Consider the following 25,917-nt stretch of genomic DNA (forward strand, 5'->3'; position numbering starts at 1 on the left):
CAAACTGCCGCAGAATGCTTTATTTCTTTTTGCTTTCCAAAGGCAAGGTAAACCGGAATACCGCACCGCCATCGGGCCGGTTTTCAGCCCATATTTCTCCTCCATGGGCCTTGATAATGCGATAACAAATGGCAAGACCCAGCCCCAATCCGCGTTCCGTGGTCAATAGTCGGCCACGATAAAATTTTTCGAACAACTTATTGACCTCGTCAAACACGATCCCCGGCCCATGATCTTCCACACTGACCAAAACTCTTTCTTTTTCCAGAACCACTGAGATTTCAATGGGTGATTCCGGAGGAGTGAACTTGATAGCATTATCAAGCAAATTGATGAACACTTCCTGAATCAGTGTGTTATCAAAAGGAACGGCGGGCATATCAGCGGGTAATTTAATATGTACGGGCTTTTTGCCAATCTTTTTACTTAGGGATTTCACCACCGCGTGGATCACATCGCTCAAGGCGTGCGGTTCAATCTGCAATACAACCGACTCTGCTTCCAGGTAGGTCATTTGCAACAAGTTGTTGATCAGCCGGCTGAATTGTTCAACTTCAAAGTAAATGTCGCTCGCCAGCTTCTTGATAGCACCAGCATCGAGTTCATCACCAATTTCCATGAGCGTACTGGCGGATCCCATCACGGCGACCAGAGGCGTGCGCAAATCATGTGTCACGGATTGCAGCAGGGCGAGACGCACCCGGTCAGTCTCGCTTTGTAATTCGGTTTTTTTTGCCTGTTCCTGGATCCGGTCCACTTCCAGCGCAAGGGCAATCTGATTCGCGCATGACTCCAGCAAATGAACCTGGTCCGACGTGAATAAGCGGCCGGTTTCAGTCGGGCGAATACGCAAGACACCAATCACGCTTTGCGATGCGAGCAGGGGAACATATAAGGCATCGGAAAATGGCAGTGTATCTGTTCCCAGTCCGGCGATTTGTCCCAGATCATACACCCACTGCGCCACGCCCTGTTCTTTTGTACTCAGCACAGGTTCCATGCCGTACCCTACCCGAATGCCAAGCCTGTCATTTTCAGGCATTAAGGCCAGCACTTCGCAATCAAATACTTCGCCAATATAACGAACAGCGATGCCTAGCAGTTTGTCAATGCCGCGCGTGCTCGCCAATTGACGGCTCAATGTATGCAAAACGGCAGTTTCATGTTGCACCAGCCTGACGACTTCAACCTGTTGGCGGGTCCGGACTGCCAGATGACTGATCACTTGCGTGACGAGCAGCATGACCATCAAGGTGAAAAAATACTGTATGTCAGTGATGACAAAACTATCATAGGGCGGAATAAAAAAGAAATCATAAGCCAGCACGCTCAGCACCGACGCCATGACTGAAGGTCCCACCTGGCCGAATAAGGCCACAAAGGTAACGCCTAGCAAATACACCATAATCAGGTTAACCACATCAATGCCTGCATACAAAGTCGAATTAATCAATGTAGCCAGAATGACGGTCGCAAAAGATATTCCGTAGACGCGCCAGGGTATTTTATCCTGGCGGGAGCGTGACGCCGGTGCAAATGCTTCAAGTATTTTATCATCCCGCGTCTCACTGGTGACAGTGTAAATATCAATTTCACCACTGCGCCGGGTTAATTCATCCGCGAGGCTCCTGAACAGCAAATCCCGCAAACGGGAGCGAATATGCTTCCACACCATGATCAGTGTTATATTTTGCTCGCGTGCGAAATCCATGATTTCCTTGACCACATCAAAGCCTGTGAGAATACGTGTTTCGGCTCCCAGCTTCTCCGCCAGACGCAGGTTTTGCATGGCCTGAAAAGATTCTTCCTCTGACAGCCGGACTCGCGGCGTATCCACGTGAACCGCGATCCAATCCGCTTGTAATTTGGTTGCCATGCGTCGCGCCGCGCGTATCAATTTGGCGGATTCCACTCTTGTGCCGACACAAACCAGGATTTTTTCCCTGGTTGGCCAGATATGTTTAATGCCCTGACCTTGCCTGTATAGCAAGACTTGCGCACCTACGCGTTCCGCAGTGACACGCAGGGCCAGCTCGCGAAGCGCTGTCAGATTTCCTTTACGAAAAAAGTTTTCTGCGGCAAGTTCTGCTTGCTTGGGAAAATAGACTTTCCCTTCCTGAAGCCGCTTCAGCAAGTCTTCCGGAGGCAAATCCACCAATTCGATGGTATCAGCCATTTCCAGCATGGCGTCCGGAACTGTTTCCTTGATGCGGGTGTGGATGATTTGTGAAACGACATCATTCAAGGTTTCCACGTGCTGAACATTAAGAGTGGTATAAACATCAATGCCGCGGTCAAGAATTTCCTTGATGTCTTGCCAGCGTTTTGCATGGCGTGAGCCCGGCACATTGGTATGCGCCATTTCATCGATTAAAATCAACCCCGGATTGCGCTTCAATGCCCCGTCAAGATCGAATTCATGTAATTGACGCCCATGATAATCAACCGCGAGCCTGGGCAAGACCTCCAATTTGTCAAGCAAGGATTCAATCTCCTTGCGGCCGTGTGATTCAACGATACCGACCAGAACATCCAGGCCTTGCGAACGCCTGGCAAGCGCATCTTGCAGCATGGTATAGGTTTTACCCACACCCGGTGCGGCACCAAGATAAATTTTCAGTTTGCCGCGACGCTCCTGTCTTTCTTCATCCTGAACGCGCCGCAATAATGTTTCCGGATTCGGCCGATCTTGAATCATCACCTGTCCTTTTTTGACCGCTGCAATCAGTCCTCAACCAGGGAAATGAGGCGCCGCGAAATAATCTCTACATTCCATGCAATTTATCCAGCGCCGTATTCAATTCTAATACATTCACGCGGGGTTCGCCTAATATTCCCAACAGGCGGCCGCGTATGACGCTCTAGACCAGTTGTTGAACCATACCGTCTGGCAGATTGCGGGCAAGCGCAACCCTGTGAACCTGGTAATAGGCAGCCAGAGGACTGATATCAGGGTCCAGGCCGCTTCCTGAAGTCGTGACCAGATCCACAGGAACAAGGCTTTGATTGCCCGGATCAAACTGGCGTAATCGCTGCACACGCGCCTTGACTGCTTCAAGCAGCTGAGGATTGCCGGGCCCGAGATTGGAACCGTTTGAAAATGCTGTGTTATAGGGAAAAGGCTCTGTCGCGGAAGGACGCCCCCAAAAATATCGCGGATCCGTAAACACTTGTCCGATAAGCGCCGAGCCTATGATCCTGCCTCGCTCCGCAATCAAGCTGCCGCCGGATTGCCAGGGAAAAAACAAATAGGCTAATCCCGCCACTGCCAGAGGATATATCATGCCGGTCAGTATGGTCATCACGATCATCAATCTGATTCCCGTTCTGATCTGATTCGCAAATTTAAACACCGTGAATATCCTCTTGCCGCATATTCAAACAATTCCCGCTGCCGCCAGAATCCAGTCAATCAGTTTGATTGCGGCAAACGGAACAACCAATCCCCCGAACCCGTAGATAAAAACATTGCGGCGTAATAAACGCGCTGCGCTAACCCGCTGCCAGCCCACTCCCCGCAGCGCGAGCGGGATCAGTAACACGATCACAAGCGCGTTAAATATTACCGCGGAAAGAATGGCACTGGACGGTGTCGCGAGGTGCATAATATTCAATGTGTTCAACTCGGGGTAAGTGGCAGCAAATGCCGCCGGCAAAATCGCGAAATATTTCGCGACATCATTGGAAATACTGAACGTCGTCAATGCACCGCGAGTCATTAGCAGTTGTTTCCCGATCTCGACAACTTCAATCAGCTTGGTGGGATTAGAATCCAGATCCACGAGATTTCCCGCTTCTTTCGCCGCCTGGGTGCCGGTATTCATCGCGACAGCGACATCCGCCTGAGCCAAAGCGGGCGCATCATTGGTTCCATCTCCAGTCATGGCGACCAGTCGGCCTTCTGACTGCAGACGCTGAATGAGTTTAAGCTTGTCTTCCGGTGTGGCATTCGCAAGAAAATCATCCACTCCTGCTTCCGCAGCGATGGCGGCGGCAGTCAAGGGATTATCTCCCGTCACCATGATCGTTCTGATTCCCATTTGCCGCAATTGCGCGAAACGTTCGCGGATGCCCCCCTTGATAATATCCTTGAGACAAATCACACCTAATACTCTGGCGCCATCAGCAACGACAAGCGGCGTACTCCCCTTGCGGGCTATCAGTTCCACGCTCCTCAGAACGGATTGAGGAAAAGTTCCTCCCATTTCTGAAACATAACTTTCAATCGCCTGTAACGCACCCTTGCGTATCTGTCTGCCAGGCAAATTGGCGCCGCTCATGCGGGTCTGCGCGGTGAATGGAATAAAAGTGGCTTGCATCTCGGCGATTTCCCGTCCACGCAAATTATATTTATCCTTGGCCAACACCACAATGCTGCGTCCTTCAGGCGTCTCATCCGCAAGAGAAGCAAGCTGTGCCGCGTCCGCAAGCGTTTCCATGCTTACGCCTTCAGCTGGAAGGAATTCCGTCGCCTGCCGGTTTCCAAGCGTGATCGTTCCGGTCTTGTCCAGAATCAAGACATCGATATTGCCCGCCGCTTCAATGGCACGGCCAGACATGGCAATGACATTGGCTTGAATAAGGCGATCCATGCCGGCAATTCCAATCGCAGACATCAATCCGCCAATCGTTGTGGGCGCGAGACAGACAAACAATGCAATCAATACAGTCACACTGACGGTTTTGCCGGACACCGCGACCATGTGGCTATACAGGGAAAATGGCAGTAAAGTGGAGCAAACCAGAAGAAATATCAGTGTCAGCGCAGCAAGCAAGATAGTCAAGGCCAGCTCGTTAGGTGTTTTTTGTCTTTTTGCTCCTTCAACCAGGGAAATCATACGGTCAAGAAATGTTTCTCCGGGATTCGATAGAATTCGTACAATTAACCAGTCGGAAATAATTTGCGTGCCTCCTGTGACAGCACTGCGGTCGCCCCCGCTTTCGCGGATAACCGGGGCGCTTTCACCCGTGATAGCGCTTTCATTGACAGAGGCACACCCTTCTATCACTTCACCGTCGCTGGGAATAAAATCACCCGCCTCAACCAGCACAATATCGCCGGCGCGCAGCTCGCCTGACTGAAGAATGGTGACTTTGGCATGCCGCGCTGGTTTGGATAATTTCTTCGCCTGCACGGCGCGGCGTGATTTGCGCAATGCCTGTGCCTGCGCTTTTCCACGCCCTTCCGCCATTGCTTCCGCAAAATTGGCGAACAATACGGTAACCCAAAGCCATATCGTGATCATGAAACCCAGACCGGGCGTAATATCCTCCTCACCGAGAATAGACTGGATGAACAGGACAGTAGTCAGGATGGATCCGGTATATACACAAAACATCACGGGATTACGAATCTGATGATGGGGAGACAGCTTGAATACTGCATCGCGTACCGCAAGCCTGATAATGCCTGCGTCCCAAATAGAAAGTTTAGCGGCCATATTGACTCCACAGCATGAGATGTTCAGCGACAGGACCCAGGGCAAGCACAGGAAAAAATGTCAGCGCTCCTAACAAAATAACAACCCCGATCAACAGAAAAACAAATAATGGCGAATGCGTAGGCAGCGTGCCAAGTCCGCCAGGAACAATTTTCTTGCGCGCCAGCGATCCCGCGATCGCCAGCGCGGGAATGGCGATCCAGTAGCGCCCTGCCAACATGGCAATACCGCCTGCCATGTTATAAAAAGGCGTATTAGCCCGCAAACCTGCAAATGCGCTGCCATTATTATTCGCCATGGAAGTGAATGCATAAAGCATTTCTGTGAGTCCGTGAGCGCCAGGATTACCGACTGCGTCAATGCCCATGCGCGTTGTAGCTGCAATAGCAGAAAAAAATAACACGGCCACCGGCATGATCAACACACCTAACGCCGCCATTTTCATTTCGAAGGGCTCGATTTTCTTGCCCAAATATTCAGGCGACCGTCCTATCATTTGTCCGGAGATAAATACCGTAATAATGACCAGCAGCAACATGCCATACAGCCCGGATCCCACACCGCCAAACACCACTTCACCAAGGTGCATGAGCCACAAGGGAACCAGCCCCCCCAACGGCAAATAGGAATCATGCATGGAATTGACCGAACCATTTGATGCCGCTGTCGTGGCAGCCGCCCAAAGTCCGGAATTCACTATGCCGAAACGGACTTCCTTGCCTTCCATGTTTCCACCCGATGAATAGCCAGCCACGGGTGCCTGATCAACACCCAGAGACACCAGAGCGGGATTGCCGCTCTGCTCCACGATAATGGTCAAACAAGCCAGCGGCACAAACAGAATAAACATGGCAGACAAAACAGCCCACCCTTGGCGTCTATCATTCACCATCACACCGAATGTGTAACAAAGCGCCGCAGGAATCAACAATATGGACAGCATTTCAAAAAAATTGGTTAATGGCGTGGGATTTTCGAATGGATGAGAAGAATTTGTATTAAAAAAACCTCCTCCATTGGTTCCTAACTGCTTAATAGCAATTTGCGATGCCGCTGGACCCATAGGTATAACTTGTTCGGTGACATGTCCGGCTTCCGCGGCATCGTTATCTCTTTCATTCATCTCTGGCATTCCAGCTTTTCCTGGAGCCGATTGTTGTGAAACGAACGACTGCATTGAAATGATTGATTGATAATAAGGCCTGAAGTTTTGAATCACTCCTTGAGAGGTTAATATGACGGCCAGAATCAAAGAAAGAGGCATCAATATATAGAGAATGCCCCTGACCATGTCTACCCAGTAATTTCCCAAACTTTTGCTTTCATGCCTGGCTATGCCTCGAATCATGGCAATGAGCAAAGACATTCCCGTGGCAGCCGAGAGAAAATTTTGCACCGTAAGCGCGAACATTTGCGAGAAATAACTCAATGCGGCTTCACCGGCGTAGGCCTGCCAGTTGGTGTTGGAGGAAAAACTGACAGCGGTATTGAATGCGAGGTCAGGTGCCATGCCGTTGAAATGCTGGGGATTAAGCGGCAGATAATACTGCACCCGCAGAATGAGATAGACTGCCATCAATCCCGCCAGATTGAAAATCAGCATGGAAGACAAATAACCTTTCCAAGTCATTTCATGGTCTTCGCGTATCCGGCAAAAGCGATATATCCAGCGTTCCAGGGGACGGAGCAGCTTACCGGGGCCGCGCGGATGTCCCTCATAGACAGACGCCATATACCATCCTAACGGCTTCACGCAAGCCAGAAGTGAAAAAACAAACAATAAAATCTGCAGCCAACCCATGTTTGTCATCAATCATCCCTTTCTTGCGAAATTCAAAATAATTCCGGCTTCATTATTACGAATAATAAATAGATGAATAATACCAAGACAATCACAGCAGATGCGCTGTAAACACTCATGGTTCATCGCTCCGGGAGAGCAAATCAAAAAAATTGATCAGGACGAAGCTGAACGTATAGAATACAATCGCCATGCCAATATAAATTAAGTCTTCCATGAAATTTACCTTTTAGTAATGTAAATAGGGTATATCAGTATCAGCACGGAGTAAATTCTCAAATCCGAATGGCTGGATAATCCTGAGCAATGCCGACACATCATGACTATTAACGGAGAAACCTTAAGCTGTCCCGTGCGGGATGAGCATGGCAGTAATCCGCTTTGCGATGGCGGGCGCCGTTTTGATACCTCCGCCGTTGGCGGGAGGAACGACAATCAATCCTTTGACCGGCATTATTGCATTCACTTCTGTTCGACCATCACATGTAAAGGTATCTACGCTGGTGTGAACCGAATACTCTGCCTTTTCCAATGCGGGAAATTGCTGTGCTATCAAGACATGCAGCTCAAAGGCAGTATGATTATTGACTGGAAGCGGGTCAGATCCATGAATGACAGGTTCATCCTGATGCAGGCAGCCTGCAAGCACATTTCCATCCCTAAGCGGCAAAACATAAAAGTCATTGATAAAGTCAAGATGAGCGGTTTCAAACAGGGTTGAAGCTCGCTGATAAAGATGATACTGAAACGACTTTATCCGGATTTTGCATTCGAGATTAACAGTTCTCATCAGCGCAGGCGTCATTGGCCCTGCGGCCAAAATCACCTTCTCCGAGCGGATTTCACCGCAGGAGGTCTCGACTCCCTGCACCCCTGTCGTATCTCCGAGAATGCGGGATACCGGTCTGTTTTCATAACAAACGCCATGGTGCGCCTTCCCCGCGCTGACCCATGCCTGACTCGTCTGTACCGGATTGACTGATCCCGCCAAGGGTTCGTGAATACGGATAGTGTCGCCGTCATCATGCCAGATGACTGGATAGTGTTCCGGGTTTAATTCATTCTTACAGACTCGTAATGATTTAACGGATGCGCGCGAAATCCGGCTTATCAGACCAGTTTGATGAAATGAACAGGATGATCCAACTTCGCGATGAAACCGATGATAATATTGAAATCCCTCTATCTGACACGCACGCAGCGCCGGCTCCAGCGCAAACTGACGAATCAGGCCGCCCGATTGCCCCGTTGTCTTGCCGGCAATCCGGCAAGCTTCCAGCAGCACGATCTTGCCCATCTTCCGTTTTGACAATTCATGAAATATGGCGCAGCCTGTGATTCCCGCACCCACAATGACAATATCAGCCTGTTCTCGCGCCATAAAATGGTTACCAGTATATTGATAACACCGTGATAGCCCGATCACGATCATTAATCAAAGTATGCCGCTCAAAAGATGCGAAATAAAAGATATCAGATTCCATCACAGGATATTGTCTGCCTTCATGTTCCAGCAGACCTGATCCTTTCAGAATAATCCAGCACTCTTGAACGCTATGCTGATCCAGCGGTGTCCTGCAGCCAGGAAGCACTTCAAAACGGGCCGCATGAAATGGCGGTCTGACATTTTCAACGAACCCGAACATGCGAACGTCAACCCCTTGCGCAATGAGATCCCGCTCTTGCAGATGCAAACGAGGTTCACGAATCGGAGTGTTTTCAGGCATACTGTCTTTCCTCATTCTGGTACCCGGAGAATCCCTCCCATTCCATGACCGTGCTTTCATTGTCAATATCATAAACCGTTTTTTGGGCAAGACTGTTAATGATCCTGGCGCTGCGCCATGCCATCAGACTAAGATTGGGATCGGCAATTCCGTGTGAGTGGCGCGCCGCGTTTTGTACATAAATCTGATTTTGTGAAGGTCCGTACCAGTGTATGGAATAATCTTTCCGCACACAGAAATGACCATTTTCCAGAGGAATCCTGTCCCGCAAACCTTCAAGATAAGCCGGCATTTGCCAATGGTATCCCGTGCAGAGAATGACAACATCCGCAGCATAATGACGCTGCTCTATGGTGTCACAGATTCGCAGGCCGATTTCAACCGAGTTCCCGCTGCGGCTCAAGCTGGTTAACTCATGATTGCCGATAAAACGGAAAAAGCGCGGCATGTTTTCAATGAATTCATAAAAATAAAGCTTGCGGTAGATGGATTCGAGCAAATGCGCGGAGATGCCGTCGCTCGCCAGGACCTGTTCTTGCAGCAACCGGCTTTTTTTACCTGATGACAGCGAAAAAAAATAATCATTATACACGGGTGTAAAATATTCATTGGCAAATACCGATTCATCTATCGGCGAAAATATGGCTCGTTTGGTTGCCCAGACCAGTTCCGATGGCAGCGCTCCGCTGTCACTCAGCAGGTGATTGACGATATCCGCGCCGCTTTGACCGCCTCCGATCACAACCACCCGCCGTCCACGACAGCGATGGCTATGGGACAAGTAATCCTTTCCGTGAAAAATATTATTTCCTGTTTTCAACCTGGCACATTCAGGAATAGAGGGTGACAAACCGCTGCCCAGGACGAGATGTTTTGTCCGGATTTTTCTTTTGGATGTCCGGGCGACAAAAGAGGATTGTTCAAAATGAATAGATTCCACCTCTTCATCAAAATTCAAATTGGCGAGCGAGCGGCTTACCCAGTTGAGATATTGATTAAACTCGGTCCGCAAAACCTGATGAAAGCGGGCATTCATGAACCGGTATAATCGTTTATGCTTGGCGAGATAGGCAATAAATGAAAAAGGATTCGCCGGATCGACCAGGGTCACCAGGTCTTTCAGATAACTGACCTGGATTTCTGCTTCAGGCAGCAGCAATCCGGAATGCCAGACAAATGACGGATTGCGATCAAAAAAACAGCTGGTAATCGCCGGCAATGGTGCGAGCAGCGCAGCCAGGCTCAAATTAAAGGGCCCGACACCCACACCTAGTAAATCGACAGCATTTTGGTCATCATTAACCTGCATGGCACATCACCTCTCTTGTCCATCTATCCAGACTGATGTCTTGGATTGATACAATCCTCATCTCAAGCGGCCGCACCCGCCTTTCCGGCAGCCTCGACAGCTCCAGCGAATCCGGAGCCCCGTCATACCCTAATGCAAACCACATTTCCTGCCCTAAATGCGGCATCATGGGGTAAACCAACAGGCACAAGCCTTTTAGCCACCAGAAGGCATTTCCATCGGCCTTGGCATGACCTTCTCCCGACTGTATCCACACCTCCACCTGATCGGTAGCAGTCTGTGGAAGATAGCGCACCGGCCGCATGGCCTGCTCTTGTCTCGCGAGCGCGGATTCCATTTCTTCCATCATGTCAGCGCCAATAGCCGTTATGGGAACGTCTGCAATTTGTTGTAAGGCGGGAATAACCAGTCTTTGCACACAATCCATCATTCTTAGACAGCAGGCCTTGAATTCAGACATGATAAAATCACCCTGATTTTCCCTCACATTAATAGATGACAAATAATATCGAACGCAATCCGTAATCAGCTTTTCAGAGCCGCTGAAATCCTTAACCCAGATAGCGTGCCGACGGCTGGTTGAAAACTTGCGGCCTTCAAGCAGATAAAAATGATTCGCCAGATAATAATCAAAGGGTTTGAATTCCGCGCAGGCATTCGTGATGCCTAACACGCTGGCGAGAAAAGGGATTGCATTATCAATACCGAAACAGGCTATTGTAATAATGGATGAATCTGCCGAAAAGGCATTTTCATTTGCATGCAGCCGCTGTGACGCAATCTCACCCAGCATGAGGAAATATGCGAAAATAAATCCGTAATTAAAAAGCGTGCTTTCATCATCATGATAAAGACCCCAAGGATTGTTCGCTGTAAGTCGCAGCATGCCTTGCTGCCGGTTCAGATACTGTCGATATGATGATTCAATCTCGGGCTGAATGCCTGTTTCTGATAACCGACAAATATCTTGCAGTCTCAAAAACAGGTTCGTCACTTCTCTGTGCAACAACCCGCTGTCGTGACTTAATTCTTCGGGACGAAAATGCGCGCCACAGTTTTCACAAAAATAACCCGTCACCTCCAGCGCGCATTGAGGGCATTTTCCCTGCAGCCAGCAGCCGGCAAGATACATTTTCCTGACCGGGTCCCATGGCATGTTTTCATTTACTCTAAGAATGGATCCCGCATCCTGCAGCTGCTGTAAAATACGATAATGCCACCCTGAATAAACAGCATTCCATCTCAAAGACAGCGGATTAACAAATTCATCCATACTGATTTGCATGACTTCCAAATCATTAACAATGCGCTCGTGATAAGCATGACAGACACTATCAGGTGGCCGCATTTCTTTCGCGGCCTGCAGCGTGACGTAAGATTCGTAGCTGTCCGTGCCTGACATGACCAGCGCCTCCGCTCCCCGCATTCTCAGATAACGCGCGAGAACATCTGCGGCAAGGTAAGGCCCGCCTATATGACCCAGGTGCAGACCGCCGTTCGGGGTAGGCACAGAAGGTATCAGCAAATATTTTTTCCCTCGTTGACTCATTGTCTTGCTTCCCTCGCTATTGATTCAGGGATATGCCCTATCATGGAGTTATGCAAAAGCGATTCCGGCAATCTCAGCCATTCCGCGTGACTGCCGCCCCGCCAGAGAATGACGCCCGGACGAAATCGAATAAATGAATAGCTGAAAGCCATACAGTATGATCCCACTCCATAAAACATCAGCAAGTCATTAACGGATAACTCCGGCAGCGCCAAAGGTGTGTGCAATTGATCTGCCTGATTGCAGGTCGGCCCCCATAATTGGGTCAATCGAGCAGATTTTGTGTCGGCAAAGCACCGGATGGGAAAGTCATATCGATAGCTGGTAGACAAGGTGTTGATCCCCGCATCCAGAATAACAGCAGGCAAACTATCTTTCTGATGCCGCCTTCCTACGACCCGGGTCAATAACGCGCCATATGCCTCAAACAAAGTACGTCCAGGCTCAAAGATCAAAAGAGGCGGCTGTGACGCGCCATGCAGATAGGGCAGCAGCGGTGCAATTACCGCATTCGCGTAAGCTTCGGCGTCCGGAAGCGGCAGGTGACGGTTATGGCTGTCTGCGCGCAAAGGACTTATCCCGGCCAAACCGCCGCCCACATCAATCCATTCCAGTTCAATCTGATAAATCGATTTCAGTGCCGAGGCAAATAATCCCAGACATTGGCCCATCTGTCTGAACTGACGCAAGTCGCGGATATTGGTGCCAATATGCATGTGCACGCCGCCCAACTTCAGATAAGGGGATTTCAGGATTTTATCGACCAAACTACGCGTCTCTGCCTGAGCCAGCTCCTTGTCGACCTGAAATCCAAATCTGTTCCAGGACGACTGCGTGTCTGAAAAATAAATTCGCAGCCCTATCGATACCGTTTTAGCCATGCGCTGCGCCACAGCGGCAATCAATTCAATTTCATCATCATGATCGCAATTGATTATCGCCTGGTCTTTAATCGCTTTCTCGATTTCCTCCCGCGTCTTCATCGGGCCATTGAATATGATACGTTGTCCGGGCAGGCGGATCTCATCCGCAATCGCATATTCGAGTCCGGAAACTACTTCCGCGTGCGCGCCGGCCTGATGCAGACGGGCAAGCAGCCCTTTCAGACAATTGGTTTTATATGACACCGACACAATGGAATGCGGGTAGCGCGTTTGAACGGCCTGGCGCAATGAATCAAAACGCTGCAAGACTCCCGCTTCATCCATGATGAAAAGCGGAGTGCCAAACCGCTCAGCCCATTCCGAGGCAACAACGGCGCTCACTCCAGAAAAATGATTTTCACTCTCGCGCATGTCATGGATCTCTTGAAGAGGTTTGACGCTCAATAACTTCAGCAATCCCTTTGACAGTATTTTCCCAGCTTGCTCGGGAGATCCGTATGGCTTTTACAGTATCCCTGGCCAGCACCGCATCGACCAGGCGCTGGCATTCCAGCCTGTAATTCTGCAACATTTTCTTATCCTTCGCGTGATGGTTGATGCATATTGCGCGATAACGCTGCGCCTGATCGTAGAGCATCATATGGATTTTGAGCAGCCAGGGCGAGCCGCAACCCTTGATTAGTGAATAGAGAAAATTTCGCTGTAATCGCTCCCAGTCATGCGTTTCGATTTTGGATTTCTGCGCGGGGTCCAGCAATCTGGAAAAACAATACCAACTGGAAACAATATCCGCCTCCCAGCGCTCATCCCCTTTTTGTATGGATAATTCAAGAGCGATCGTGTCGATATAGGCCCTGATCTGATATAAATCGTGCAATTCTTCCAGGGACTGGGACGCCACTTCAAAACCGCATTGTTCTTCGGAGTGTACCAGCCCCAGGCTCGCCAATCTGGAAAGTGCTTCTCTAAGCGGACTGTAGCCAATTCCATACCGCTCTTTCAGGATATCCATTTGAAGCTTTTCGCCAGGCGCCAACGCACCGGAAAGAATATCATTCCGTATGCTTTCCATAACCCTGGTTGATTTGGTTGTTTTACGTTGTTTCAAAGTCATCGCTAAGCCTCTGCCGCTTTCCAGGAATTTTCTGATAATTAAATAGAAGGGAGAGTGTATAAGTATTTTCGAAAATAAACAAGTTTTCGAAATTTACAAGGCGTGGTTATTTTTTGCGCTATCTTTACTGGCTGAATTTCCAACTCATAAAAGAAACCGGCAACGGCCTTGCAAAACCGGCCGGGCACACACACGATAACAGCGGAAAAACTGCGCCGGGCTAGCGGCGCCTGACTTCAATGATATTTGGCAGTTTTTGAATCTGTTCCAGCGCAACTTTCAACTGCTGGCGGTTGGCGATTTCAATCGTAAGATAGATATCTACCTCCGGTGAATCGTTGACTTTTTGAGTTTGCAGGCCCAGAACGTTGATTTTTTCACTTGCAAGCATAGTGGTCATATCACGCAATAATCCCGGCCTGTCATATACCCGTATCAACAGATCGGCAGGATATGCGCCGGAATGCCTATCGCCCCAATTCACCTCCATGACTCGATCCAGCCCTTCACCGGAAAGATTTCTCATATTGCTGCAATCTCGCCGGTGTATGCTCACACCGCGGTTTCGCGTGACATATCCCACGACAGAATCCCCCGGCAGAGGTTTGCAGCAACGCGCAATATGGGTTAACAAGTTATTCATTCCCAAGATATGGATATTGGGCGCCGCGCTGCCGCTTACACGCGCCTCAATGACGGGAACGTTTTCAACATGATCCGAAGGCAGCAGATGATGAATGATTTGGGCCATGCGGATCTCGCCTGCGGCCAGAGCCGCCAGCATCTCGTCATCAGACTTATAATTGAGTTGAACAGCCACTTTGTTAAGACTGGTTTTGTTGCTAATGCCCAGCCGTCTCAATTCCTTGTCCAGCAGCTCCCTGCCATTGACAGCGTGTTTCATGCTGTCTTTCACTCTGAACCAGTGCTGTACTTTAGCGCGCGCGCGCGGGGACTTCAGGTACCCCAGCTGAGGATTCAGCCAGTCGCGGCTGGGATTGGCCAGTTTGGCCGTAAGAATCTCCACCCGCTGCCCCATCTGCAACTCGTACGTCAATGGCACGATATTGCCATCTACTTTCGCTCCCCGGCAGCGATGACCGACTTCACTGTGAATAAGATAGGCAAAATCCAGCGGTGTGGCGCCCTTGGGTAAATCGACAATATCACCAATCGGTGTAAATACATAGATACGATCCGCGAACAAATCCTTAATCGGCTGCTCTGCCTTGACTTCATCCTGGTAGACCACTTCTTTCTGCCATTCAATAATTTGTCTGAGCAGTGCGATTTTCGCCTCATAATTGGAAGTTTGCAGAACACCTTCCTTATATCGCCAGTGCGCCGCCACTCCCAGTTCAGATTCCTGATGCATCTGGTAAGTACGAATTTGCACTTCAACAAAATGGTTTTCCGGCCCCAGAAGCACCGTATGAATGGATCGGTAACCATTGGGCTTAGGATGCATGATGTAATCATCAAACTCTTCCGGAAGCTGCTGCCATCCGTTTTGCAACACGCCCAGCACAGCGTAGCAATCATCCACCGTCTGGACCAGGATGCGTATCGCGCTCATGTCATAGATTTGCTCAAGATTGGCATTTTTACGCTGCATCTTTTTATAAATGCTGTAGATATGCTTGACGCGTCCCTTGACCTGGAAATCCTTGATGCCAGCCTGCGTGACTGTGTCATTCAGTATTTTCACCATGCGCTGGATATAAGCTTCACGGTCATCGCGCCGGGACGCAATGCCTTTCGCGATTTCGGTATAAATTTCCGGATGTGAATAACGCAAACATAAATCTTCAATTTCCCACTTCAACTGCCACACACCCAGGCGATTCGCCAGGGGCGCATAGACGGAAAGGGTTTCATCAGCCAATAATTTCTGTTCCTTGCTATCGATGTGTTTGGAGTGGCGAAGTTCCCATAACCGCTCCGCGAGAACAAGCAGCACTGCCCGCACATCCGTGACCATCGCCAATAGCATCTTGCGCAGGTTTTCGATTTGGTGGCTGCCTTTGAGTTGAAATTGTTGAAGCTTCCCCAGCAGCCGCATCTGCATCACATCTTGTAATAGCTTGCCGCTGCTTTCACCCAGACATTCCGCGACAGAATCAATATGAATTTCGTTTGCCTGCAGGAGAGGGTAAAGAACCGCCGAAGCCAGCGTTTCATTGTCAAGTCCCAGCGCCAGCAGGATGTCGGCAATGCCCAGACCCTTTTCCAGTTGTGCCTGGTTTTTACTGTCATAAAGACCCACTGCTGTTTTTAGCGGAGCAGCGGCAGCTTCGCCGCGCGTTTCAGACAGAAAATGAATCCACTCTTCAGGATTAATAGGATAACGGCGCTTACTCATAAAATACCTGTATCGATAGACAAACCACTCTCGCAATTCGACTCAGTCGCTGGACCTTTGGTCCGGTTTCTTTTTTTTAATTATATCCCAACTATCCCCGAGAAATATAAGCTTATTTCATCGCGAATGGCATTTTCTAACTTACTGAATAATAGTATATATGATCAGGAAGCGCGGCAGCGGAACACGGACTTCACAGCATTAGCTTTTGAATTTACAGTGTTTGTTTAACCCTGAAAATTAGGTTATTATTTGCGGCGCTGGGTTCGTGCTGACCGCAAGCTTCAAAATAAGCAGAATATTGCCTCTCCGCCCGGGCCGAACCGGCTGAACTTGTGCAAATGTAAACGCTGTGCGCATACCGCATATCCATGAGCATGAACCTGAGGTCATATTGATGAACTACCACGGCTTGTATCCCAAAACACGCTTGCGACGTCTAAGACAGCATAAAACCCTGCGAAACCTGGTAAAACAAACCCGGCTGGAACCCGGCGATTTCGTTTTGCCGTTATTTATACGCCACGGGAAAAACATCAAAAACGCCATCGCCTCCATGCCTGGGCACTTTCAGCTCAGCGTGGATCAGCTGGAAAATGAAATCAGAGACCTCACTGCTCTTGGAATTCGCAGCGTCATGTTGTTCGGCATACCCGAGCACAAAGATCCCGAGGGCAAGGATTCCTATTCCGAAAACGGCATCATACAATCCGCGATTCCTCTGATCAAACAAACCGCCCCGGAGCTTCTCATCTTCTCTGATGTCTGTTTTTGTGAATACACCGACCACGGTCATTGTGGCGTCCTCACCCAGCATGCGCATGGCATGGATGTTGATAATGACAAGACACTGGCGCTGCTCGCGATGCAAGCTGTCAGCCACGCCAGATCAGGGGCTGATGTCATCGCGCCCAGCGGAATGATTGACGGCATGGTTCAGGCTATCCGCCATGCCCTTGATGAAGCCGGATACAAACACATTCCAGTTCTCAGTTATTCAGTAAAATACTCTTCTTCCATGTATGGCCCATTTCGGGATGCGGCTGAAGGCACGCCGAAATTCGGCGACCGCCGCACGCATCAAATGGATTTCGCCAATGTCAGCGAAGCGATTCGCGAATGCGCCCTCGACATCGCAGAAGGCGCGGACATGCTGATGGTCAAGCCCGCCCATACTTATCTGGATGTAATTGCAAAAGTCAAACAAGCATATCCTGCGCTGCCGCTGGGCGCTTATCATACCAGCGGCGAATTCGCAATGATCAAGGCGGCAGCACAGAAAGGATGGCTGGATGAGCGCAGCGCGGCCATTGAAATCCTGACATCCATTCGTCGCGCGGGGGCTGATTTCATCATCACTTATTTCGCGAAAGAAGCAGCCGCGTGGCTCAATGAAAATTAATTTTTATTTTATTCAATGAACCCTGCACTTAAGTTGCAGAGGCTGACCAGGATGCATTCAACGCCGCCCTTTTTTCTCCGCGCTCCTGGCCATGACTATGCGGGAGTACTGATTGAATGCCTCAGCCACCTGCCCGGGATTTTCTATCCAGGGATAATGCCCAGCGTCTTTAATGCGCAGAAACACAATATTTTTTCTTTGAAATTTTTTCGATGCGATAAAAAAATCCAATGGAATGATTCTGTCTTTTGCGCCCGCAAAAATTAATACCGGCATATTGTCTGGCACCCATTTAGCCCTGTAAGTACTATCAAAATGCTTTGCTGACCATTCACACGCCTTATAATTGAATGGTAATGACTTGAAAAGCGCAACACCCTTCCTCAGCCCCCTTTTTGTGAATGAATATGGCGCAGAAGCAACTGTTATTTGCTTTAATAAAGCATTACTTGGCTTTTTTATATATTTTTTCTGTAATTCCGTGATGCCATCTATTGGATGATTAACAGCAAATTGCATAAACCGATTTTGCCACGACGCGTCTGGCGCCGTATCCATTAATACCAGCCCTGTCAGTAACCTGCTCAATGCCGGTGTGGAAAGCGCGTACATACCGCCCGTTGAATGCGCCGCCAAGATAACGTTAGGCAATGCCTTGACTGCCTCAACAAGCGCCCTGGACCAATGTGAAAAGCCGCTATCCGTTTTGGTGTTTGATCCATCGCCGGGTAAATCAAGGTGCCATATCATCCCGGGCATCTTCAGGATTTGCGTCAATCCTCTTAATGATTCAGAGCCCAGTCCCGGGCCGCCGGGAAGGAATATCCAGTTGACATTGCCGTCACACGCACTGCGTATACATCTCAAACGCGCTCCTGAGCTGGTCCATAAGTAATTCGGTTTCATATCAGACCCTGTTGATATCAGAACTCACTGTGCATCACTCTTCGCACTCAAGAGTTCAGCAATCATTCTCGACGAGTTTCATGGCCGGCCAATCATCATGCGTGATAGAAACCGCAGCATAATATTCCGGCAGATTCATTGATATCAACATACCGAAGTCCTGCGCGGCATTAACCTCATGTGTCACACCCGAACGCAAAGTTGTTCGCATTGAAAAACAATTAATCTGACAGTGTCTCGTATAAAAACCATATCCTGCGCTCGGTCTCATCCACATAATTTTCAAGAAGGCTGGCGGTCGCAATATCATTATTATCATCGCAAATCTTGTGAGCAGCCCGCAGACTGGAGGCAAAGCTTTTGTTATCCTCCATCAATCGCCTGAGCATGTCTTTAGGCTGCACAAATGCATCATTGTCATCACGAATACGCTGCAGGCTCTTGATATGATCAATTGATCGAATAGTCAGCCCGCCTAATTTGCGCACTCTCTCCGCAAGCACATCTATCATCGCAAAAATCTGGTCACTTTGCTCATCAAGCAGCAAGTGATAATCCCGATAATGGCTGCCCGACATATGCCAGTGAAAATTCTTTGTCTTGACATATAAGGCAAATGCATCGGCGACGATAGGGTTAATCGCGGCAGGAACAGCCTGACGCGCCTTTTCGCCCAAATCATTAGGCGTGGACAGTTTTTGTGGAGTAGCAGCGATTAATGTGATGTCTTTCATATTCGTTATCCCTATGTTAGTTGGCCCAATGTCTGAATAGCTACCGTTCATCCGCAGGCGAGCAGGAGTCGTGTTGCTGCAGCGCCCATGCTAAAGAGATGTTCAGCCGGAACGTTCACCCTGAATATAATTCGTAAGTGACGAAATCTGTTGCTCCTGCAATAACATCGCCCACCGCGTCAAATCGCCTATTGAGATAATACCCACCAGTTTGCCGCTTTCCAGGACTGGGAGATGCCTTATCCTTTTGTCTGTCACTATCCTCATGGCCTCCCCCACCGTTGTGGAAGGCGTTACGGTAATCAATTCCCTGGTCATGATGGAATTAACAATTTCTTTTTTGGCGTCTTCACCCAGCGCCACGATTTTTCGGAGAATATCGCGTTCACTCACTATGCCAGCCAGTTTTCCGCCATCAATGACCAGCAGCGCGCCGACCTTGAGCTGGGTCAGCTTCACCGCACAATCATAAACAGAAATACCGGGCGTAATAGTTTCAATTTTATAACCCTTGTCCTTTAGCAGCACACTTAGTGGTGTATCCATAATAAAACCCTCTTGAATCAAAGCATTACTATCCTTTTTCTCACTTGCGGCCTCTCTATGTAGTATACATGATTTGACGCCGGTTAAATCCTGTCCCCTGTAATCTAAAACACCAATGCTGCTCCGCGTCCCCTGAACACTTTATGCTAAATCATTGAGTTAGAAACAGACAAAAAAACACCGAACAAAAAATACTGCTCGGCGTCCTGGAACGGAACTAAATAATATTTTAGATGCTTAACAAGCCCGGAGCGTTAGCCCATACACGGCTTCCGGCTTGGACTGGGTATATGGAGCTTTTGCCCCGACGTTATTTTAATTTGTCCGCTATTGCACCCTGACCAGCAGCCGCCTTGAAATGCTGCCGGCACATAGGAATATACTGATCATTGCCGCCTATACACACTTGGTTGCCTGTTTTGACAACTTTGCCCTGCGCATCAATCCGGGTGTTCATGATTGCCTTCTTGCCGCAGTGACAAATTGTTTTCAATTCCACCAGATTATCCGCCCAGACCAGCAGGTAGAGGCTGCCTTCAAATGGTTCGCCGCGATAGTCCGAGCGCAAACCATATGCCAAGACCGGAAGATGCAGTTTGTCAACAACTTCTGACAGCTGCATGACTTGCGCCTTGCTGAGAAACTGGGCTTCATCAACCAGCACGCATTGGAGATGAGGAGTGTGATTTTTTTCCATTTGCGTATAGTCAAAAAGGTCGGTGCCGGCGTCGAATGAAACGGCATCCGCACTTAAGCCTATGCGCGAATGTATTTTGCCGCTTTCATAACGACTGTCTATCGACGGTGTGAATAAGAGGGTCGCCATGCCTCTCTCACGGTAATTGTATGCTGATTGGAGTAATACCGTACTTTTTCCGGCATTCATCGCCGAGTAATAAAAATAAAGTTTTGCCATTGCATTTCCCCTGACTAGGATTCCGACACGCTATTATTTATCAGGGCGCGTGAGGTTTTCCACCATCAAAGAAGTTGTCAGGACTCCATTTACATTTACCGCCGTACGCCCCATATCGACGACAGGATCAATGCCTTGCACCAAAGCCACGATCGCATACGGAAGATTCAGGCTGGTCAGTGTCACGGTCGCCGCAATGTAGGCTGTGCCAGGAATCCCAGATATTCCCAGTGAGGCAAGAGCATTGATAAACATGACCATCAGAATAATATTCAGCGTCAGAGGCTGGTGCAGGACTGCCAATGTCATGACGACCAGCATGGCGGGGAACACACCGGCGCATGCGTTCATGCCTATAGTAGCGCCTATGCTGGGCACAAATGTTGCCGTGGTTTGACTGGTGCGGAACTTATCTCTTAATGTTTCTTCAGTCACAGGCAGGGTTCCGAAACTGGAACGCGTTGTAAAAGCAACCAGCAAAGGAATATAGGCTTTTTTGAAGTAGGCGACGGGATTCACGCCAAACAGCATCAGCAGCAGGCTATGCATGCCCATGACAAGCACCATGGCCGCGTACATCGCCAGAATGAAACGTATCATTCCGCTCAACATTGCTGTCCCCTGATCCAGCAGCAAAAGCGACATAAGTGCAAGAATCCCGTAAGGAGTCAAACTCAAAACCAGATTAGCCAGTCTTTTGACAATCGCGAACAGGGAAGCGACAAATTCCCGAAAAACTTTCATCTTGTCGTGGTCTTTGTGATCAAGCGTCCGGGCCGCAACACCCAACAGCGCGGCAAAAATAACAATCGCAATTGTGTTTTCCTGCGACATCGCGCTCACAGGATTAGCAGGCAGCATCCCCATCAAGGTATCGATCACGCCTGTATAAGCATGCTTGGGAACCTGGATGAACTCCGGAAGTGACAGCCCGCTGCCCACCCCGAGCAGATGTCCAACACTGATTCCTATCAGTGAAGATACAGATGTCATCGCGAGCAGGATACCGCAGGTGTAAAAACTTAATGTCTTGATAGAGCGTTCTTCTCCCACGCCCAGGTTCAGGATCGCATGAATAATAGAGGTCAGGATGAGCGGGATAACCAGCATTTTCAGTAATGCCAAATAACCGTTGCCAATCAGGTAAAGTATACTTTTAATGATGTCCAGCAAGGAATTCGCCGGTGTTAACTTGAGAAGAAAACCATATCCAATTCCCAGACCCAGACCCAGCAGCACACGAACACTCAGTTGTACTGCTGGACTTTTAATTCCATGCAGCAACCCAAGCGAAAAAATAAAAACCAGTATATCAACCATTGAAATGATCATGACCTAAACGACCCCCCGTTACTTATGCTGTCTTGTTATGATCGTAACTATTTAGAGTCTCATAAAAATCAAGGTTTGGAAACCTTCTTGCCCGCAGCGGCTGATTTTCAGCAAGCCGGACTTGCAACTTTTCACCGGGTTCCATAAACTCGCTCTGATTTTTTTCCGACTCATTCTGACCAAGAGTATGACTAAAAAGGAGTTTTAGTAATGCGCTCAAAATTTCTCCCTGTGACGGCCTCTATCCTTCTGGCGGCATTCACCTGCGCCGCCCATTCTGAAGAACTGAGGCCGATAACATCAGACAGCGGCACGCTGGTCTGGAATAACCTGCCCAGCCTGCCGGGCACGCAAGTCGCCATACTAGCAGGAGACCCGCAAAAAAAGGGTTTCTTTATAGCAAGGCTGAAATTTCCGGCAAATTTCAAGATCGCCCCTCATTACCATGACATTTCCGAGCATGACATGGTTATTTCCGGCACATATCATCTGGGAACCGGCAACAAGTTTGATTTAAACAAAACTATTCCTATGACAGCCGGTACGTATATCACCATTCCCGCCAAGACTCAGCATTATGGCTGGACACAGGATGAAACCATCCTGCAGATAAGCGGCGTCGGCCCGTGGGGGGCGATTTATAACGACACAGCAGCGGCACAATCCCAATCCAATCAAACAAGGATACATTCATGAAAATCATTCCTCTTCTAGCTACACTCGCATCGGCTTTCGCCATAGCGAATCACGCATATGCGCTCAATTCCGATTTTTGCGACGGGACCAGGGAACACCCTTGTATTGTGCAGGATACGGATAAAAGCACTTCCGATGTCAAGCACTGGCGCACGGTCAAGATGATCAGGGATGCCTATAAAGGCAATACGTCAGGCCTGAAACACGCGTGGGTATCGGCAAGCGGCGCGCCCAGCGCGAAAGGATTCAAGAAAATCGCGAGCAATATTGAGAAGGAGACCGGGGGCAAATACAAAAAGATGATAGACCTGGATTTGCGCGAGGAAGATCATGCATACCTGAATAATAATGCAATTACACTCACTGACGAACACAACTGGATCAATCTGGGAAATTCCTATCAACAATCCATCGCTGCCGAGCAAGGTTGGCTGCAGTCCCTGGCGGGGCGGTCGGTAATAAATAATGTCTTATCGATTGATCAGTTCGATGAACATAAATTTTCCCAGGGCGTCAATGTCAAGGTAGACACACTGGAAAGCGAAAAAAGCGTGGCGGAAAAAGCCGGTTTTGAATATATCCGGCTGACCGTAACCGATCATATGGCGCCGCGCGATGAAGACGTCGACCGTTTTGTCAGCCTCGTCAAAAGCCTTCCCGACAATGTCTGGCTGCACATGCACTGCCGCGGCGGCAACGGCCGCGCGACAACGTTCATGGCCATGTATGACATGCTGAAAAACGCAGACAAGATTTCATTTAATGAAATTATCAAACGACAAGCGTCGGTTTCGCCTTATTATGATCTGACAGATATCGAACGCAAGCATCCTGACATGCAACAGTATTACAAGGCCAGACTCGATTTCCTGATGCACTTTTACCAGTACGCCAGCACATCTTTGCGCGGATATTCCGGCGCCTGGAGCACCTGGATCAAGGAGCACCCGCTTAGCTAAACATACTCCTGGATTCACAGACTCAAACCGCCACGCTAGGACGGTTTGAGTCTTGCCAGGCCCGGCGTGAACAGCCTGAACTTGCCATCCTGGCGGATATTAAAATGATCATGCGTGTTTTCGACACCTTTGTATAAACAGGCTGGCAATCGTGTCTTCCGGATATATCTGCATGCACTTTTGAAAATGGGACAGGGCAACCTCCCAGCTCTGGCGTTCATAGGCTTGAAAGCCTTTCTCAAATTCAAGGCGGTAAGACAGGATATCAAAAGGGATTTTACCCATATCGTCACCTAATAACTCATAAATGTATATTGGTTTCTTTCTTCCCTTCACGACGACATGATCTACCAGGCGGAGTACAAACTTATCCTTGATTATCTCATATACGGCATCACTGACAACAATATGCGTGTGATATACCTTGTTGATGTTTTCCAGACGGCTTGCAATATTGATGGTATCTCCCAGCGCGGTATAATTAATCCGCTCTGAGGATCCGACGTTACCCACGACAGCCTCGCCGAGATGAATGCCCATTCGCGTATGCATTTGCGGTTTGCCTTGTTTTTTCCATTTCGCGTTAAGATTCGCAATTTTTGTCTGACATTCCAGCGCCGCTTTAGCCGCGCGTTCGCAGGGATGGTCTTCTTCGATGGGAGCACCCCAAAACGCCATGATGGAGTCCCCGATATACTTGTCGATTGTGCCCTTTTCAGCAAGAATGACCTGTGTCATGACTTCGAAATATTCACACACCTGCTCCATCAATTGATTCGGATTCATCGCTTCTGAAATGGTAGTAAAATTTTCAATATCCGAAAAAAACACCACCAATTCCTTTCTCTCTCCGCCCACAGAAACATCCTGTCCGACTTCAATGAGCTGGCGCACCAGCATTTTCGGCACATAACGCTGAAAATGTTTAAGCCCCTGCTTCATGGATGAAATTGAATTCCGCAGATAAAGCACTTCCTTTATTCTGGATTGGACCGTGATCTCTCCCTCCAGTTCAAAGCGCTTGATTTTATCTGTTTCCCTGACCAGCATATTGATCGGTTTCACAACGCGCGCTACCAGCCTGGAGACGATAATGATACCCAGGATCAGCATACAAAAGCTGACAAGCAATGTAATCAGATGCACCCGCTTAAGAAAACTCACAAAATCATTTGTCGGAGTGATAACCCCAATCAACCAGCCATGGTTTGCAAGATCAGGAACTTCATGGTACGTGACGATATAAGTCTCACCGTGATCCCGGATGCCAAATTCATACAAACCTGTTTTTTTATACTTGTCTATCGATTTATCTATCAACGGCGTAGCTTGTTTGTGCACGTTAATCAAATCTTCGTTATGAACACCGTAGGTTGTGAACGGGCCCAGCTGCGGATAGGCCACCAGATTTTCCTTGGTTGTGATAATGAATGCAAAGCCGTGCGGAGTCACTTTGACTTCATTGATGAATTTGGTCAAAAAGTCCAGCCTCATATCGACGCCAAATACACCGGTGACATTCCCATTACGGTCTAGTACGGGTGATGCGACTGTAATGCCCAAAGGACTGACGGGCATTTCTTCATAAAACTGATAAATATCCGTCCATGTGGTTTTTTTTATTTTTTTTGCTTCGACATACCATGGTCTTGTGCGCGGATCAAAAGATACATTCGGAGAGACTGCGGTGTTAATGATTTTTCCGTGCATATCTCTTTGAATAGTGACATGCTTGGCAGTCTGGCCTTTGCGAGTGTAAATCTCCGAACTGATTGAGCCATCGGATGTCTTCTGGGAGTAGATGAAATTTCCCTTTTCATCTCCCCAATACGCACCCTGCACCAGGTCAGCCATGCTAGTCAGATAATAGGTATACGGGACAAGATCAGTCTCATTTTTTTCTACCACACCGCTTCTAATCAGGTCAGACGAGAATTTGGCAGCCACTTCCACAGGCCGGATTCCGGAAACCAGCTCATGCAAAACCACATCAGACACGTGCCGCATCAGAGACAGCGAGGTAAATGCCAACTCATCGGAAAATGCGATAGAAGTCACGGCAATAATTAAAATGGCAGTCAGCAAAAAGAGAGAGATAAAAATTGCAAGTATGCAAAATCGAAGACTGAACAGCCAATGCCGAGACTTGGACAATAATTTATCGATCATGTACGTTCCTTGTTACGCGGGACAGCTGATTTCTTTATCGCTCATACAGACAATTACGATCATTCTACAT

At 48.7% G+C, this 25,917-nt stretch carries 20 protein-coding genes and 1 pseudogene; 3 read left to right on the forward strand and 18 right to left on the reverse strand.

Annotated elements, in window-relative coordinates; genetic code table 11:
- Positions 1–19 precede the first annotated feature (19 nt).
- The 12 genes and pseudogenes from AQULUS_RS12490 to AQULUS_RS12545 form a co-directional block, all read right to left on the reverse strand.
- Positions 20–2,698 (reverse strand): sensor histidine kinase, encoded by a 2,679-nt coding sequence (locus tag AQULUS_RS12490; RefSeq protein WP_148340601.1) that lies wholly within the window; start codon positions 2,696–2,698, stop codon positions 20–22.
- 67 nt (positions 2,699–2,765) lie between these two features.
- Positions 2,766–3,353 (reverse strand): annotated as a pseudogene (gene kdpC, locus AQULUS_RS12495) (potassium-transporting ATPase subunit KdpC).
- 24 nt (positions 3,354–3,377) lie between these two features.
- Positions 3,378–5,441, reverse strand: coding sequence for a potassium-transporting ATPase subunit KdpB (gene kdpB, locus AQULUS_RS12500; protein WP_148340602.1), 2,064 nt, complete (start codon positions 5,439–5,441; stop codon positions 3,378–3,380).
- Positions 5,431–7,251: a potassium-transporting ATPase subunit KdpA gene (kdpA, locus tag AQULUS_RS12505; protein ID WP_148340603.1), complete on the reverse strand. Its 1,821-nt coding sequence runs from the start codon at positions 7,249–7,251 to the stop codon at positions 5,431–5,433. Before kdpA ends, kdpB begins: the two co-directional genes overlap by 11 nt.
- A 23-nt stretch (positions 7,252–7,274) precedes the next feature.
- Positions 7,275–7,361, reverse strand: a complete 87-nt coding sequence (locus tag AQULUS_RS13205) for a potassium-transporting ATPase subunit F (RefSeq protein ID WP_148340814.1) — start codon at positions 7,359–7,361, stop codon at positions 7,275–7,277.
- Between the two features lie 221 nt (positions 7,362–7,582).
- A complete protein-coding gene (locus tag AQULUS_RS12515) occupies positions 7,583–8,623 on the reverse strand; it encodes an NAD(P)/FAD-dependent oxidoreductase (protein WP_172622887.1) in 1,041 nt (346 codons plus the stop codon).
- A gap of 7 nt (positions 8,624–8,630) precedes the next feature.
- Positions 8,631–8,969 (reverse strand): cupin domain-containing protein, encoded by a 339-nt coding sequence (locus AQULUS_RS12520; RefSeq protein ID WP_172622888.1) that lies wholly within the window; start codon positions 8,967–8,969, stop codon positions 8,631–8,633.
- Positions 8,962–10,278: a lysine N(6)-hydroxylase/L-ornithine N(5)-oxygenase family protein gene (locus tag AQULUS_RS12525; protein ID WP_148340609.1), complete on the reverse strand. Its 1,317-nt coding sequence runs from the start codon at positions 10,276–10,278 to the stop codon at positions 8,962–8,964. The genes AQULUS_RS12520 and AQULUS_RS12525 overlap by 8 nt, the downstream gene beginning before the upstream one ends.
- On the reverse strand, positions 10,268–11,827 hold the full coding sequence (locus tag AQULUS_RS12530) for a methionine--tRNA ligase (RefSeq protein ID WP_148340611.1): 1,560 nt from the start codon (positions 11,825–11,827) through the stop codon (positions 10,268–10,270). The genes AQULUS_RS12525 and AQULUS_RS12530 overlap by 11 nt, the downstream gene beginning before the upstream one ends.
- Positions 11,824–13,122 (reverse strand): type III PLP-dependent enzyme domain-containing protein, encoded by a 1,299-nt coding sequence (locus AQULUS_RS12535; protein ID WP_148340613.1) that lies wholly within the window; start codon positions 13,120–13,122, stop codon positions 11,824–11,826. The genes AQULUS_RS12530 and AQULUS_RS12535 overlap by 4 nt, the downstream gene beginning before the upstream one ends.
- A gap of 1 nt (position 13,123) precedes the next feature.
- Entirely contained in the window at positions 13,124–13,825 is a 702-nt protein-coding gene (locus tag AQULUS_RS12540; RefSeq protein ID WP_148340615.1) for a GntR family transcriptional regulator, read from the reverse strand.
- A gap of 220 nt (positions 13,826–14,045) precedes the next feature.
- A complete protein-coding gene (locus tag AQULUS_RS12545) occupies positions 14,046–16,187 on the reverse strand; it encodes a RelA/SpoT family protein (RefSeq protein WP_148340617.1) in 2,142 nt (713 codons plus the stop codon).
- 397 nt (positions 16,188–16,584) lie between these two features.
- Between AQULUS_RS12545 and hemB the strand changes: the two genes are divergently transcribed.
- Positions 16,585–17,589 carry a porphobilinogen synthase gene (gene hemB / locus AQULUS_RS12550; RefSeq protein ID WP_148340619.1) on the forward strand — a complete coding sequence of 335 codons (1,005 nt, stop codon included), beginning with the start codon at positions 16,585–16,587 and terminating at the stop codon, positions 17,587–17,589.
- Positions 17,590–17,646: 57 nt separating this feature from the next.
- On the opposite strand, the gene AQULUS_RS12555 is transcribed toward hemB, so the two are convergent.
- The 5 genes from AQULUS_RS12555 to AQULUS_RS12575 form a co-directional block, all read right to left on the reverse strand.
- Positions 17,647–18,495 carry an alpha/beta fold hydrolase gene (locus AQULUS_RS12555; RefSeq protein WP_148340621.1) on the reverse strand — a complete coding sequence of 283 codons (849 nt, stop codon included), beginning with the start codon at positions 18,493–18,495 and terminating at the stop codon, positions 17,647–17,649.
- A 221-nt stretch (positions 18,496–18,716) separates the two neighbouring features.
- Positions 18,717–19,229 (reverse strand): Dps family protein, encoded by a 513-nt coding sequence (locus AQULUS_RS12560; RefSeq protein ID WP_148340623.1) that lies wholly within the window; start codon positions 19,227–19,229, stop codon positions 18,717–18,719.
- Positions 19,230–19,331: 102 nt separating this feature from the next.
- Positions 19,332–19,775: a CBS domain-containing protein gene (locus AQULUS_RS12565; protein ID WP_148340625.1), complete on the reverse strand. Its 444-nt coding sequence runs from the start codon at positions 19,773–19,775 to the stop codon at positions 19,332–19,334.
- A gap of 310 nt (positions 19,776–20,085) precedes the next feature.
- Positions 20,086–20,691 (reverse strand): thymidine kinase, encoded by a 606-nt coding sequence (locus tag AQULUS_RS12570; protein WP_148340627.1) that lies wholly within the window; start codon positions 20,689–20,691, stop codon positions 20,086–20,088.
- A 33-nt stretch (positions 20,692–20,724) separates the two neighbouring features.
- On the reverse strand, positions 20,725–22,023 hold the full coding sequence (locus tag AQULUS_RS12575; RefSeq protein ID WP_148340629.1) for a cation:dicarboxylate symporter family transporter: 1,299 nt from the start codon (positions 22,021–22,023) through the stop codon (positions 20,725–20,727).
- 210 nt (positions 22,024–22,233) lie between these two features.
- Here AQULUS_RS12575 and AQULUS_RS12580 point away from each other — a divergent pair, with 210 nt between their 5' ends.
- Positions 22,234–22,719 carry a cupin domain-containing protein gene (locus AQULUS_RS12580; protein WP_148340631.1) on the forward strand — a complete coding sequence of 162 codons (486 nt, stop codon included), beginning with the start codon at positions 22,234–22,236 and terminating at the stop codon, positions 22,717–22,719.
- Positions 22,716–23,678 carry a phosphatase domain-containing putative toxin gene (locus tag AQULUS_RS12585; protein ID WP_148340633.1) on the forward strand — a complete coding sequence of 321 codons (963 nt, stop codon included), beginning with the start codon at positions 22,716–22,718 and terminating at the stop codon, positions 23,676–23,678. The genes AQULUS_RS12580 and AQULUS_RS12585 overlap by 4 nt, the downstream gene beginning before the upstream one ends.
- A gap of 108 nt (positions 23,679–23,786) precedes the next feature.
- Here the strand turns inward: AQULUS_RS12585 and AQULUS_RS12590 are convergent, their stop codons facing one another.
- Complete coding sequence (locus tag AQULUS_RS12590; protein WP_148340635.1) at positions 23,787–25,847, reverse strand: adenylate/guanylate cyclase domain-containing protein; 2,061 nt, start codon at positions 25,845–25,847, stop codon at positions 23,787–23,789.
- Positions 25,848–25,917 lie beyond the last annotated feature (70 nt).

The organism is Aquicella siphonis (assembly GCF_902459485.1).
Classification (GTDB): domain Bacteria; phylum Pseudomonadota; class Gammaproteobacteria; order DSM-16500; family DSM-16500; genus Aquicella; species Aquicella siphonis.

Bases quoted from the DNA above. Each gene is read 5' to 3' on its own strand.
- AQULUS_RS12490 (WP_148340601.1), bottom strand. From the start codon at position 2,698: ATGATTCAAGATCGGCCGAATCCGGAAACATTATTGCGGCGCGTTCAG.
- kdpB (WP_148340602.1), bottom strand. From the start codon at position 5,441: ATGGCCGCTAAACTTTCTATTTGGGACGCAGGCATTATCAGGCTTGCG.
- kdpA (WP_148340603.1), bottom strand. From the start codon at position 7,251: ATGACAAACATGGGTTGGCTGCAGATTTTATTGTTTGTTTTTTCACTT.
- AQULUS_RS13205 (WP_148340814.1), bottom strand. From the start codon at position 7,361: ATGAGTGTTTACAGCGCATCTGCTGTGATTGTCTTGGTATTATTCATC.
- AQULUS_RS12515 (WP_172622887.1), bottom strand. From the start codon at position 8,623: ATGGCGCGAGAACAGGCTGATATTGTCATTGTGGGTGCGGGAATCACA.
- AQULUS_RS12520 (WP_172622888.1), bottom strand. From the start codon at position 8,969: ATGCCTGAAAACACTCCGATTCGTGAACCTCGTTTGCATCTGCAAGAG.
- AQULUS_RS12525 (WP_148340609.1), bottom strand. From the start codon at position 10,278: ATGCAGGTTAATGATGACCAAAATGCTGTCGATTTACTAGGTGTGGGT.
- AQULUS_RS12530 (WP_148340611.1), bottom strand. From the start codon at position 11,827: ATGAGTCAACGAGGGAAAAAATATTTGCTGATACCTTCTGTGCCTACC.
- AQULUS_RS12535 (WP_148340613.1), bottom strand. From the start codon at position 13,122: ATGCGCGAGAGTGAAAATCATTTTTCTGGAGTGAGCGCCGTTGTTGCC.
- AQULUS_RS12540 (WP_148340615.1), bottom strand. From the start codon at position 13,825: ATGACTTTGAAACAACGTAAAACAACCAAATCAACCAGGGTTATGGAA.
- AQULUS_RS12545 (WP_148340617.1), bottom strand. From the start codon at position 16,187: ATGAGTAAGCGCCGTTATCCTATTAATCCTGAAGAGTGGATTCATTTT.
- hemB (WP_148340619.1), top strand. From the start codon at position 16,585: ATGAACTACCACGGCTTGTATCCCAAAACACGCTTGCGACGTCTAAGA.
- AQULUS_RS12555 (WP_148340621.1), bottom strand. From the start codon at position 18,495: ATGAAACCGAATTACTTATGGACCAGCTCAGGAGCGCGTTTGAGATGT.
- AQULUS_RS12560 (WP_148340623.1), bottom strand. From the start codon at position 19,229: ATGAAAGACATCACATTAATCGCTGCTACTCCACAAAAACTGTCCACG.
- AQULUS_RS12565 (WP_148340625.1), bottom strand. From the start codon at position 19,775: ATGGATACACCACTAAGTGTGCTGCTAAAGGACAAGGGTTATAAAATT.
- AQULUS_RS12570 (WP_148340627.1), bottom strand. From the start codon at position 20,691: ATGGCAAAACTTTATTTTTATTACTCGGCGATGAATGCCGGAAAAAGT.
- AQULUS_RS12575 (WP_148340629.1), bottom strand. From the start codon at position 22,023: ATGATCATTTCAATGGTTGATATACTGGTTTTTATTTTTTCGCTTGGG.
- AQULUS_RS12580 (WP_148340631.1), top strand. From the start codon at position 22,234: ATGCGCTCAAAATTTCTCCCTGTGACGGCCTCTATCCTTCTGGCGGCA.
- AQULUS_RS12585 (WP_148340633.1), top strand. From the start codon at position 22,716: ATGAAAATCATTCCTCTTCTAGCTACACTCGCATCGGCTTTCGCCATA.
- AQULUS_RS12590 (WP_148340635.1), bottom strand. From the start codon at position 25,847: ATGATCGATAAATTATTGTCCAAGTCTCGGCATTGGCTGTTCAGTCTT.